Raw genomic sequence first — 12,679 nt, 5'->3', positions numbered from 1 at the left:
CCCCTTTTTAGTAATGTTTCAAGTAGTCACGGTACTCCTTCACTGCAGCTTTCAACTCAACAAGCGAATCACTTGGGAATTTTGACAATAGCTCTGTCGCTACCACAGTGGCTACAACATTTTCCGCAACGACACTAGCTGCAGGAACTGCTGTACTATCCGAACGTTCTACACTTGCTTTGTAAGGTTCTTTTGTATCGATATCAACACTTTGAAGTGGCTTGTACAATGTAGGGATGGGTTTCATGACCCCGCGGATAATAAGTGGTTCGCCATTGGTCATTCCGCCTTCGAAGCCGCCTAGATTATTAGTACGTCGGAAGTAGCCTCGTTCTTCTTCCCATAAGATCTCATCCATCACTTCTGATCCTGGTAATGATCCAGCAGTGAATCCGACGCCAAATTCTACTCCTTTAAAGGCATTGATACTAACCACAGCTTGCGCGATTTTGGCATCTAGCTTCGTGTCCCATTGTACATAGCTTCCTAATCCAGCTGGAACGCCTCCAACGAGCACTTCTACAATTCCTCCGATCGTGTCTCCATTTTTCTTTGTCTGATCGATCAGTTCTTTTATTCTTTGCTCGACTGCTGAATCAACAACCCGTACTTCTGATGCTTCAGAAATTTCTTTGATTTCTTGAATGGAGATATTTCCAGGTATTTCTGCTTGGATTCCACCAAGACAAATCACGTGTCCGGCTACGATGATGTCAAGTTCTTCCAGAATTTTCTTGGCAATTGCGCCGATTGCTACACGCATGGTCGTCTCTCTTGCAGAGGACCGTTCAAGCACATTCCGAAGATCTCGATGATGGTATTTCATACCGCCTACCAAATCCGCGTGTCCTGGACGCGGACGTGCAACTCGCCGCAGTGATTGGTCTTTTTCAGGTACTTCTGCTACAGACATGACAGTTGTCCAATTTTTCCAATCTTTATTTTCTACTACTAAAGTGACAGGTGAACCAATTGTTTTGCCGTGACGAATGCCAGACGTGATACGAACACGGTCTTTTTCGATCTTCATCCTTCCTCCTCTGCCGTAACCAGTTTGTCTGCGAGCGAGTTCGTGATTGATTTCTTCTTCTGATAGAGGTAACCCTGCTGGTAGTCCTTCAATAATCGCTGTTAATTCTGGTCCATGGGATTCTCCCGCAGTCATATAACGCATCTTACAGTCCTCCTAAGTAATCTTTGAATGTCTCTGTGGGAACAGGTACGATTTTTGCTTGCCCAATCTTTTCTAGTAAGATGATATTCAATTGGCTTCCTCTTGCTTTCTTATCATGGGTTATCGCGTGGAATAATTCCTCTGAATGACTTAGATCGTAAGTAATCGGCAGGTGGAATTTTTGGAGTATCCTTTCTAATGCAGCTGTCGATCCAGTTGGAGACAAGCCGATTTTTTCTGCATGAGAAGTGATGGCTACCATTCCAATAGCTACTCCTTCTCCGTGACTGACTACCCCATATCCTGCTGTATTTTCAATTGCATGGCCAATTGTATGACCAAAATTTAAAATAAGTCGATTTCCTTGGTCAAAGACATCTTCTTCCACTACTTTTCGCTTGATTTTCAACGTAGCAGTGATGATTGGAACAGCATGCTCTAGAAGATCTTTTTCGTCTTTCAGCTCATTCAGCTGTCGCCAAAGCATTGCATCTGCTATAGCTGCTGATTTGATGATTTCAGCGATCCCTTCTCGTAAACGACGGACCGGCAAAGTCTTTAGAACCTCAGGATCAATCAATACGCCAGCTGGCTGGCTAAATGTTCCGACAAGGTTCTTCGCTTTGTTTGTATTGACTGCTGTCTTCCCGCCGATACTAGAATCTACTTGTGCAAGTAGCGTAGTCGGAAGTTGAACGAAATGGATCCCACGCATGAACGTCGAGGCCACGAATGCGGCTAGATCACCCACCATTCCTCCACCAAGTGCAAGTATTCCATCGCTGCGGGTAAAATCATTATCTGCCAAAAAATCGTATAACTCAGCTGCTTGTTCCAAAGATTTACTGGTCTCACCCGCCGGTACGATTGAAAGGACTGGTTCAAAATCAGCTTGTCTCAATTGGAACATGATTTTTTCCGCATACAGTGGAGCAACGTTGGTATCAGTGATCACAGCTACTTTTTGAGGCTTCCAAATCGTTTGAAGCCATGATCCAGTCTGTTCTAGTGCACCTTCTTCAATATGAATATCGTATTTCTGGTTATCAACATGTACAGTAAGCATTCGTTTCACTTCTTTCTTTTAAAAAGCTGATATTAATCGAGTGTTTGAATCTTTTCCATTGCTTCTTTCATGATCGTCACTTCTTTCATCATGCGTGAGTAAGTCTTTTCATTCAACGATTGGGGACCGTCTGACCAAGCATTTGCAGGATCAGGATGGATCTCTACGATCATGCCATCTGCTCCGCTTGCCACACCCGCACGGGCCATTGGTGGTACAAGATCCCAAATACCTGTACCATGACTTGGATCAACGATCACAGGGAAATGAGTTAATTTTTTCATCAATGGGACAGCACTTAAATCAAACGTATTACGCGTAGCTGTTTCGTAAGTCCGAATCCCACGTTCGATAAAAATGACAGGAGATTTGTCTTCGACTGCAATGTATTCTGCAGCATTAAGCCATTCATTAATCGTACCAGAAATCCCACGTTTCAATCCAACAGGTTTACCTGTTTTACCGACAGCAGATAACAGTTTGAAATTTTGCATATTACGTGCACCAATCTGTAGGATATCGCTGTACTCAGCCACCATGTCGATATGCCCTTCATCCATCACTTCAGTAATCACTTTCATCCCAAATTCATCAGCCGCTTGACGGATGTATTTCAATCCTTCTTCTTCTAAACCTTGGAAAGCATATGGAGAAGTACGTGGTTTGAAGGCACCACCTCGCAGAATTTTTGCGCCCCCGGCTTTGGCCATTCGCGCACATTCTCTGATTTGGTCTAATCCTTCGATAGAACAAGGACCAGCCATCGTCACGAAACTACCGTCACCGATTTTTACTCCGTCTACATCCACGACTGTATTGCCAGGATGGAATTCTCGAGAAGTCAATTTGTATGTGTTTAAAATACGCACAGCATTTTCTACTCCTTCGTAGCGTGTAAATGCTCCTTCTTGTAATCTTCGCGTATCTCCTTTTAGTCCAATCACTACTCGTTCTGTTCCTTGATCGATCGAGACTTTGAATCCTTCTTTTTCGATATGATCGACGACTTTTTTTACTTGTTCTTCCGTTGCTTCTTTTTTCATAATTACTATCATTGTTTTTCCCGCTTTCTTTTGTTTACTTATCTATCTTGGCTGATTTTCTCTACTTTTTCAAGGTGGTTTTACATAAATCCCTACTAAACGACCGTGTCCTGTTGTTTTCATTTTCACTCCTTCTTTCCTACTTATGACCCGGATAAACAACAAAAAAAGATGTCCCTGTAGGAAATTGCCTCTACAGTGAACATCTTCAACGAGCCTTAAAAAGCGCTGCAAAAATATAAAATAGCCACTATAGATGAATTTCTCTACGTGGCTGTAAGTCGTGTTTAAAAATCTTTAGCCATCATAGATACAAACTTGGTTTGTTTGTACCCACGAAGTCATGAATACAAACCTATCTAAAATAGCTAAAGTAATACGTATTCAGTTTTGTAAGTTTTCTAGATTTCATAAAAAATCGCTCCAAACTGATGTAAGAATTGTACCTAGTATAGACATAAAAAAATCGACTATCAATCATTTTTGTGAAACTTTTTTTAATTTTCTGATAGTTAACTTTGTTTTTCAGAAAAATAACAATTGGTTTTATTGAAGAAAACAGTCATGAACAAAAGACTTGGAGAAATTTTTTGCTCTCTTGTTCATGACGTATAGAATAAAGCAGCTTTGTCTTGTAAACTCTGTTTTTCAAATAATCATCTAAAGATCGCTACTGGATAATAAAGCTGATTTCATGGTCCTCTTCGCCGCTTATGCGATAAGGTGACTCAACATCCGCTCCCCAGCTATTGATACCCCCGACTCCTCTTACTTTTGCAAAAATCGTAAGAACCGTTCGTCTTTCTGGCGGTAGTTCTTCTATATGTGTCGCCTGTTCCAGTTCTTCTGCTTTGAATGGTAAAGCGGAAAAAGCAAATGGCGTATCCTGCTGTTCAAACCGCAACGAAAAGTCTTCTTGATCGTTGTCCGTATTATCCAATGTTTGATTTCTTGTCAGTTCTAGCCATTTCGTTTCCATATGCATACCGCATTCTTGGGGAACAAGGTATGGAGGGATAGGGAGTCCTTCCACTTTATAAATACCTTCGATACCACCAGCCAGCCGATCCGGATATGTTTCCCCTGATAAACCATCATACTCAAAGAATTTTGCTTTTGTTGGCATAATGAACCTTATACCCAATGCTGGTAATTCCGGCAACCCTTTTTGTCCAACATAATGCATCTTAACAAGTATTTTACCCTCTCCAGCGATTTGGTAGGAAATTGTCACTTGTGTTTTTGGTACTGTGTTGATTTCCAGTGTAAAAATGATTTCAACCGTTCTAGCGTATTCATTACTTGAATATTGATTATTTACTGGAGCAATCGGCAAATCGATCTTTTTATCGTCCACCAGTACTTCTATTTCTTTGACTTTTGGATACAATCCGGCTCCTAACCACATACCAGATTTAAATCCAAATCCACTACCTCTGTCATTATCGGTCGTTGCCCGCCAAAAAACTGGAAGTGTTTCTCGGTATAGCCATTCTTTTCCGTTTTTATTCAGCGACTCCAGTCCGCCTCTTGTGTAAGAAAAAATATAATGCGTATTCCCCGATTTGACACCTAATGTACAGTCGCCGAAGACGATTGCAACTTTTTCCGTCTCCATATGACTTTTATTTACTGTATTTTTCATAATAATATCTTACCTCCTGCATGGCGGGTTTTTCTTGTCCATCTGCAAAAACGATCCCATTCCCTGAGAATTCATAGTCACTTGGTTTATCGTCAAAGTCACCGCCATAGCGCATCACTTCTCGACCAGTGATTGGATCAGTCACTTGGATCGCCTGATCTTTAAAATCCCATATATAGCCTCCTTGGTACATTTCATAACGATCAAGCAACATCATGTAAGAATCCATTCCACCTAACGAATTCCCCATGTCATGCATGTATTCACATAAGATGAACGGTTTTTCCGCTTTATTTTCAAGGTAGTCAACGATCTCTTCTGGTGACGCATACATGCAGCTTTTTACATCTGAAATCGAATCTTCGAATGCTGGATTTGGAAAATTCCCTTCATAATGGACGAGTCGATCGGGTTCTACTTTTTTGAAGTAATCGTTCATTTGTCGAATGTTTTCTTCCGCATAGGATTCATTTCCAAGAGACCAAAAAAGAATGCTTGGATGGTTTTTTAATGTTTCGAAATTCGTTTTTGCCCGATCAAGAACAGCAGCCTGCCACTGAGGTACTGCACCTGGCACGTTGTAAGAAGGCTCAAATGCACCCATTTTTTGCCATGAGCCATGGGATTCGAGATTCGTTTCCGCCATCACATGGATGCCTGCTTGGTCGCATAAATAATACCAAGTGATCTGGTTGGGGTAATGAGATGTCCGTACGCCGTTGATCTTTGCATTTTTTATGATAGCCAAATCTTTTTCCATATCTTCTATAGTGATGGCGCGTCCTTTTTTCGGATGCCATTCATGTCGATTTACTCCGTTGATGATCATTCGTTTTCCATTGAAATAGATGATTTTATCTTTGATTTCGATTTTACGAAAACCGAAGGAATAGTCAATATATTCCGTTACTCTTTTTTCTTCGTCTATCGTCTCCAATTCAAGCTTATATAAATTGGGTTGAAAATGCCCCCACAGTGCCACGTTTTCAAATCCATCGATCCGAATCGTCATTTGCTCTTTTAACGGATATTGCTGTTGATAGATTTCCTTCCCCTCAGGATCTAGTATCGCTACATTCAGCTGACTGTTTTTGGCTACTTGCTCAAAAGACAAATCTACTTCAAGTTTGCCATTTTGACATTTGTCATCTAAGCGAGGTTTGATCCAAAGATCTTCTAAATGGTTTTGTCCTCGAGCAACTAAGTAGACATCTCTGAAGATTCCAAAAAATCGGAAAAAGTCCTGATCTTCCAAGAATGCAGCTGTACTTCTTTTGTAAACCTCCACAGCTAGAATATTTTCTTCTTCCAAATAAGGTGTTAAATCAAATTCAGACGGAGTGAACGAATCTTCGGCATACCCGATAAAATGGCCATTCAACCAAAGGAACATTGCTTGTTCTACACCAGCAAAATGAATCGAGATTTGTTTTCCCTTTAGACTTTCTTCTAATCGAAAAGTCGTCAAATACGACCCCACCGGATTGTCTTTAGCAGTTGAAAATATCCCTTCCGTCTCTTTCTCAGGGCTTGTCGTGAAAGGGGGACGGCGAAATACATGTCCCTCCCACGGATACATCGTATTGATGTAATGGATCTTGTCATAATTTGCTAATTCAATATGACTAGGAACAGTGATTTCATCAAAAGAACAGGCATCAAAATCATTTTTATAAAATGTTTTTGGACGTACCGAAGGATTTGGTGAATAACAAAAACGCCATGTTCCATTTAAAGACTGTTTAAGGGAGGATGTGGTTTCTACTTCTTCCCTTGTTGCATAGCAAACATGATCGCTATGCGCATTCGATTGGTTCACTCTAAAAACTTGTGGATCATCTAACCATTTTATATTTGCTTTCATACTTTTTTCCTTCTCTCTCATAACTTTTTGAAATGAAGCAGCTCTGTTTGGAAATCACCTTGAAAATCAGGGAAGTAAAGTCCGACTGCCATCAATTCGGCCCCCGAAAATATCCGCTTCGAGGTCTGTTCCTGATAAAGTGCCTCATCATCTAACCCCATCAGATATACTTCATGGAACGCTGGTTGAGCTGAAGCTAGTATCCTCCCTAAAAACACAATAGCTTCATCTTGTTTAGGAGACACAAACATCCATGCGGCAATATTTTCTTCAAAAGGACTCGCCAAACGATAATAATGGCCGTACTGGATCACCGGACGAATCGTTTGATAGGATATAATTTGGTCTTTGACTTGCTTTTTTTCTTCAGGAGACAGCTTTGTCAAATCCAGTTCATAACCAAAAACAGCGCTCATAGCTGTTTCTCCTCTTGTTTTCAACGAAGTAGATCTGCCAGTCTGATGATTTGGTACAGCTGATACATGAGCCGTGATGGACGAAATCGGATAAGCAAGACTTGTTCCATATTGGATTTTCATACGCTCCACTGCATCCGTGTTATCACTTGTCCAGGACTGCGGCATATAATAAATAAAACCAGCATCAAACCGCCCACCTCCACCAGAACAGCCTTCCCATAAGATTTCCGGATAATCAGCTGTCAAATGTTCGAGTAGTTCATAAAGCCCAAGCATGTAACGATGCGCTACTTCTCCTTGTCTCTGTGGGTAAAGGGTAATCGAATAGACATCTGAAAGCGAACGGTTCATATCCCATTTGATGTAGTCAAGAGGAATCGTGTCTAAAATCTTTCTCATTTGTTTCTCAATCGTCTGCCGAACATCTAACCTTGTAAAATCCAGTACATGTTGTGATCTGGAAGCAGAAGGCATTCTACCTGGCTCCTGCATAAGAAAATCAGGATGTGTTCGATACAGTTCAGAATCAATGGAGATCATTTCTGGTTCAAACCATAAACCAAATTTCAATCCTTTGCTATGAGCATAATCTGCTATTTCACGTAATCCATTTGTCAACTTGCCTTCATACTCGAACCAGTCTCCTAATGAAGAATTGTCCGCATCTCTTTTTCCAAACCAGCCATCATCTAATACGAACATTTCGATGCCTAGCTCCTTTGCTTCATCAATGATCGCCTTGATTTTTTCACTATTGAAGTCAAAGTAAGTAGCTTCCCAGTTATTGACAAGAATCGGCCGTTCAGCAAATTGATGACGACCTCTTGCGATTCTTTCACGTAGCAACTCATGGTGGATCTGACTCATTTTGTTCAATCCCTGACTTGAGTAAGAAAGAATCATTTCAGGTGTTTGAAAAGACTGATTTGCATTCAATTCCCACGAAAAACGATGGCTGTTGATCCCACCGACAACTCTCAATTGATTGATCTGATCTTTTTCAAGTTCGAAAGAATGGTTGCCGGAATAAACAAAAATTGAAGTCCAATCGCTTCTCCAGTATTTTCTGTCGTATGATGATGAACTAAAGCAATAAAGTTATTCATATGGTGACTGCTCGTTCCTCGACGGCTTTCAAATACTTTTGTTCCAGATAAAAGAGATTGCCGTGAGATCTGTCTTTCATTGACCTGTGCTCCTGGCAAAGCAATGACTTCATCAAATCGCCTAGTATGGGCAAAATCTAGCTGGAAACTAGCTGCTTTTTCTAGTTTGATTGTTTCTCTGGTTTCATTTCTTATCTTTACAGATCGTGTGATCACTGCTCTATCACTAAATATGGTATAGAACAAATCGAAATAAATCGCTGTTTCTCTATCCTTAAGTGAAATCACCAACGTTTGCGCCTCTGACTTGTCTAGCACATAAGTTTGAGGCAAGCCTTCGATGTCTGGCTTCCCATCTGTAATATAATGACTGTCATATCTCAGATCCAGTAAGTCTGACCCATTCTTGCGCTGAATGATCGATGCGGGCGTTCGAAAGTCCATGCTGCCATGAGAAGAGTATTCTTGTGGTAGTGTATCTTTCGACAGAGACCGGTCAGGATTTAAGGGAATATTTCCTGAAAATCCACGATCTCTTCGGGGATAATTTTTATTGTCTTTGTACTGCTTGACTGGTTTGCCAAAATAAATATGCGCCAATACATTGCTCTCTTCTATCTTTATCAGATAAGAAAGAAATGTATTTCGTAAATGGAAGACTCGGCTCTTTTCATCAAATAAGATGAAATTTTTTTCTGTTTTTCTATGCGTAATATCCATCATTTCACTCCCACCAAAACGGAAACCGTTTACTTTTTTTATAATTCCTGTATACTGTTTACTAAACAATTTTGTCAATAGAATTTTTTTGTTTTTTTTGAGGAGTGTGTAAAAATGGTTGGAATTAGAGATGTCGCACGAAAGGCAAATGTCTCTCCTGCTACAGTTTCCCGCGTGTTGAATAACGATCAGACGATCCATGTGGCTCAGGCTACTCGGCAACGAATAGTAGAGGCAGCAGCTGCGTTGGATTATGATATCAGTACTCGAAAATATATCAAAAAGAGAATGCCTTCGATTGGTGTGATCTCTACGATCGGCAAGGCGAGCGAAGAACAGGATATCTATTACAAACATTTGCGAGTAGGGATGGAAGAAGAAGCTCGACGTCTGCATTTAGGGATGAATCGAATCTATAATCTATCTGATAATCCTAAACAATGGGAAGATCTAGATCAGTTAGGTGCGGTGATCGTTGTTGGGACCGTTACGAAAGAATCGATTACCGCCTTGTTAAAACAAAACATGCAAATAGTCGTCGTGGATAACCCTGACATCCAGCAAGAGGTCGATATGGTCTATGCAGATCTTGAACGGATGACTAAAACCGTACTGGAATTGTTCTTAGAAAATGGCCATAAAAGAATAGCCTATATCGGGGGATATAAAGTCGATATGGATGAATTTGGTGGGAAACAGATTTCTACAAATGAAAAAAGGATGCGTGCCTATCAACATTTTATGGCAGATCATCACTTGGAAAAGTATATTTCTTATCGTCTAGGTGGCTGGACAGAAAAACAAGGTGAGGTACTTGCGACTGATCTATTAGAAAATGAATCTCCTCTTCCTACTGCCATTCTTGTCGGGAGCGATCCAATGGCAATCGGTGTCTATCGCGCATTGAAACAAAAAAATATCCAAATTGGAGAAGAGATTGTTGTAGCAAGCTTTGATAATATCGAGACAATCGCACACCTCTCCCCTGGCTTGACCAGTGTTCAAATCAATGCGAAATCAATTGGGCAAGCAGCTGTTCGAATGGCATTGGAGCGAATTGACGGAATACGGGACGAACCAATCATTTTGACTTATCCTGCACGATTGATTGTTCGGGAAAGTTTTATCCCAAGAACAAAAAGGTATTAAAAGAGAGGTTGTGAAAAGCCGCTTCGTTTCTTCATACTCAAAACTAAACGGCTTTTTCACAACCTCTTACTTATACTTATTCACAAAATCCAATGTCTGCTGGTAACAATTTTGCGATTCTTTTAGCGTGTAATCAAATTGGTATTCATGGGTAATCTCTTTTTTTGTATCTGTATAAAACAAGGATTGCACGGGTACCTTTAATTCTGTCAACCGGTTTTCTAATGCTTGACCTTGCTCTTGGAAGGAGTAAGCATTTCCGTCAGTTATATACGTTGGCGGAAATTCCTTAGAAACATGGTCAGCCACACTAGCTTCTTTCAGTTGCTCGCTCGTTTTCCAATCTTTTGTTCCAATCAACGACCATGCAACGGTTTTGACGAAGAACTTCATAAATCGATCATCCGAATGTTGCTGTGCTGTTAGCTTCAAATCAACGGGTCCGCAATAAGAAATGGTTCCTTTCAAACTATCTTTTGGAAGTACCTGTTTGATTTTCATCTGTTTGGCATACGCTTCATTTGTTTGTAGAGCTGCATATTGCAAGGCGATTTGTGCACCTGCACTATCTCCGCCAAAAAATAGTTGTTCCATATCTAACAGTTTGTCGTCGCCTTCAGCTAATAAATCTTTGACTAGCTCATTCACTTGAAGAACTTGATTAGGGTATTCTGAATCAGACGCTAATTCATAATTCATCGCCACCACTGCGATGTTGGCGTCTGATACTAATTTTGTCGCAAATTCCTTGACACCTGATTTATCTCCGCCGACGAACCCTCCACCATGTACCCAAAACAGAACAGGAACAGGTCCCTTGCTGTTTTTTGGATAGTAGATATCATACGTATTCTCTTTATAGTTGGACTCGTACGTCAAATCTGTTTTTTTCGCCACGTTTTTTTCTGCTTGATTGAACGTTTTCTGATCGGTGATTTGAACAGTATTTGAAAACATATGGTTGATCAAGAATGCTCCGGGTCTGGGGGAAAGCTGAAAGGCAAGAAAGAGTGCAAACGCGATCCCAAGAATGATTCCGAAGAACCATCCGATAAATTTAAGAATTTTCTTTTTCATAAGTCTCCCTCAGTAATTAATATTAAGCATTCTGATTATACCATAGTGTTCTTTCCTAGCAAGCTCTCCTGCATGATTTAATTGTTCCCCCAAACTTCTTCTGCAATGCTTTTGACAAAAGCAATCTTTTCCCATTGTTCTTCTTCAGACAAAATATTTCCTTCTTCTGTTGAAGCAAATCCGCATTGAGGACTTAAGCAAAAACGATCCAAAGGCAGATATCGTGTCGCTTCGTAGATCCGGTCAATCACTTGCTGGCGCTCCTCCAGTTCACCACTTTTTGTTGTGATCAAGCCTAATACGACTAATTTATCTTCGGAAACTTTCGCTAAAGGTGCAAAACTCCCAGCACGTTCACTATCGTATTCTAAATAATAGGCACGGACATTTTCTTGAGTAAATAATGGATCTGCTACGTCGTCATAGCCCCCCGATGCTGCCCAAGTAGAATGATAATTCCCGCGACAGACATGTGTATTGAGTGTTAAATCATCCGGCTGGTCAGTTAAGACTGCATTGTTGATCGTTAAATAAAGATTTGCTAGTTCCCGACGAACTTCTTTTTCATCTTTTCCCTCATCCACCGCAAACCCTTTAGGAAGTGGTGCAACTAATACTCCCCATGTACAATCATCTAGCTGGATCGTCCGCGCACCTGCTTCATATAAGTCGTCGATCACTTGACGATAAGCTGCGATGATATCTTTGATCAATGTTTGATTGTCTTCATAGACTTTTCGAACATGGGGTAATATATCCGGACGAAGTAGTTCCACTAAAATTTGAGCTGGAGCAGGAATTGTCTGTTTCACTTCGATGCCTTGACTTGTATGAGCCTGAGTGAATTTAAAATGTTCGACGAAAGGGTGGTTCGTACCAGAAATTTTTCCCGTCACAATCACTGTACCAGGACGTGTCTCTTCTCCATGAAAGAAATAGCCATGTTCAGGCACATAAAATTCCACGCCATTCAACCCATAAAAGAAGTCCAAGTGCCACCAGCTGCGACGGAACTCTCCATCAGTAACAGCTTTCAAACCAGCTCCTTCTTGTTTTTTTATCAATTCAATGATCGTTTCATCTTCAACTTTTCGAAGTTCCTCTTGTGTGATTTCCCCATCGGTAAAACGAGTCCTTGCCTCTTTCAGCTTTTCAGGACGTAAAAAGCTCCCGACGATGTCATAGCGAAATGGTGATGTTGTTCGAATTGTCATAAAAAATCTCCTCCAATAATCATGTTTTAACAAAGCGTAAGAAGCTTTTCAAAAAAAGAAAAAAGTACCCGCCTCTTTTGCCGTTGAACGACAAAAGGGACGAATACTTCGTGTTACCACCCTTATTTGCATTATTCTCACAAATAATGCCTCATCGGTACAGATTGTATACCCGGCGAGTTATCGGTCGCTTTACCGTTTA

General features: G+C 40.7%; 8 protein-coding genes, 1 pseudogene and 1 other annotated feature (1 of these 10 running past the window's edge). Of the genes and pseudogenes, 1 reads left to right on the top strand and 8 read right to left on the bottom strand.

Going from position 1 to position 12,679, the window contains the following annotated elements; all coding sequences use genetic code 11:
* Positions 1–7 precede the first annotated feature (7 nt).
* The 6 genes and pseudogenes from aroC to IGK53_RS05640 form a co-directional block, all read right to left on the bottom strand.
* Positions 8–1,174 carry a chorismate synthase gene (gene aroC / locus IGK53_RS05665; protein ID WP_002329285.1) on the bottom strand — a complete coding sequence of 389 codons (1,167 nt, stop codon included), beginning with the start codon at positions 1,172–1,174 and terminating at the stop codon, positions 8–10.
* Position 1,175: 1 nt separating this feature from the next.
* Positions 1,176–2,240 carry a 3-dehydroquinate synthase gene (gene aroB, locus IGK53_RS05660; RefSeq protein WP_002329286.1) on the bottom strand — a complete coding sequence of 355 codons (1,065 nt, stop codon included), beginning with the start codon at positions 2,238–2,240 and terminating at the stop codon, positions 1,176–1,178.
* Positions 2,241–2,272: 32 nt separating this feature from the next.
* Entirely contained in the window at positions 2,273–3,295 is a 1,023-nt protein-coding gene (gene aroF / locus IGK53_RS05655) for a 3-deoxy-7-phosphoheptulonate synthase (RefSeq protein ID WP_002329287.1), read from the bottom strand.
* 658 nt (positions 3,296–3,953) lie between these two features.
* A complete protein-coding gene (locus tag IGK53_RS05650; RefSeq protein ID WP_002329288.1) occupies positions 3,954–4,928 on the bottom strand; it encodes a beta-galactosidase small subunit in 975 nt (324 codons plus the stop codon).
* Entirely contained in the window at positions 4,909–6,792 is a 1,884-nt protein-coding gene (locus IGK53_RS05645) for a glycoside hydrolase family 2 TIM barrel-domain containing protein (RefSeq protein WP_002329289.1), read from the bottom strand. Before IGK53_RS05645 ends, IGK53_RS05650 begins: the two co-directional genes overlap by 20 nt.
* A 17-nt stretch (positions 6,793–6,809) precedes the next feature.
* Positions 6,810–9,037: pseudogene (locus IGK53_RS05640) on the bottom strand (alpha-galactosidase).
* Between the two features lie 114 nt (positions 9,038–9,151).
* Here IGK53_RS05640 and IGK53_RS05635 point away from each other — a divergent pair.
* Entirely contained in the window at positions 9,152–10,186 is a 1,035-nt protein-coding gene (locus IGK53_RS05635) for a LacI family DNA-binding transcriptional regulator (RefSeq protein ID WP_002329291.1), read from the top strand.
* A 66-nt stretch (positions 10,187–10,252) separates the two neighbouring features.
* Here the strand turns inward: IGK53_RS05635 and IGK53_RS05630 are convergent, their stop codons facing one another.
* Positions 10,253–11,263 carry an alpha/beta hydrolase gene (locus IGK53_RS05630; RefSeq protein WP_002329292.1) on the bottom strand — a complete coding sequence of 337 codons (1,011 nt, stop codon included), beginning with the start codon at positions 11,261–11,263 and terminating at the stop codon, positions 10,253–10,255.
* 77 nt (positions 11,264–11,340) lie between these two features.
* A complete protein-coding gene (locus IGK53_RS05625; RefSeq protein ID WP_002329293.1) occupies positions 11,341–12,477 on the bottom strand; it encodes a 5-methyltetrahydropteroyltriglutamate--homocysteine S-methyltransferase in 1,137 nt (378 codons plus the stop codon).
* A gap of 92 nt (positions 12,478–12,569) precedes the next feature.
* Positions 12,570–12,679, bottom strand: a binding site (T-box leader) (it continues 122 nt past the right edge of the window).

It is taken from the genome of Enterococcus sp. DIV1224 (assembly GCF_050555455.1).
Classification (GTDB): domain Bacteria; phylum Bacillota; class Bacilli; order Lactobacillales; family Enterococcaceae; genus Enterococcus_B; species Enterococcus_B lactis.
Note: the sequence above shows the minus strand (reverse complement) of the source record. Positions and strands in the feature narration are given on the sequence as shown.

Coding starts and splice junctions, on each gene's coding strand:
- IGK53_RS05625 (WP_002329293.1), bottom strand. CDS start 12,477: ATGACAATTCGAACAACATCACCATTTCGCTATGACATCGTCGGGAGC.
- aroF (WP_002329287.1), bottom strand. CDS start 3,295: ATGATAGTAATTATGAAAAAAGAAGCAACGGAAGAACAAGTAAAAAAA.
- IGK53_RS05635 (WP_002329291.1), top strand. CDS start 9,152: ATGGTTGGAATTAGAGATGTCGCACGAAAGGCAAATGTCTCTCCTGCT.
- aroC (WP_002329285.1), bottom strand. CDS start 1,174: ATGCGTTATATGACTGCGGGAGAATCCCATGGACCAGAATTAACAGCG.
- IGK53_RS05650 (WP_002329288.1), bottom strand. CDS start 4,928: ATGAAAAATACAGTAAATAAAAGTCATATGGAGACGGAAAAAGTTGCA.
- IGK53_RS05630 (WP_002329292.1), bottom strand. CDS start 11,263: ATGAAAAAGAAAATTCTTAAATTTATCGGATGGTTCTTCGGAATCATT.
- aroB (WP_002329286.1), bottom strand. CDS start 2,240: ATGCTTACTGTACATGTTGATAACCAGAAATACGATATTCATATTGAA.
- IGK53_RS05645 (WP_002329289.1), bottom strand. CDS start 6,792: ATGAAAGCAAATATAAAATGGTTAGATGATCCACAAGTTTTTAGAGTG.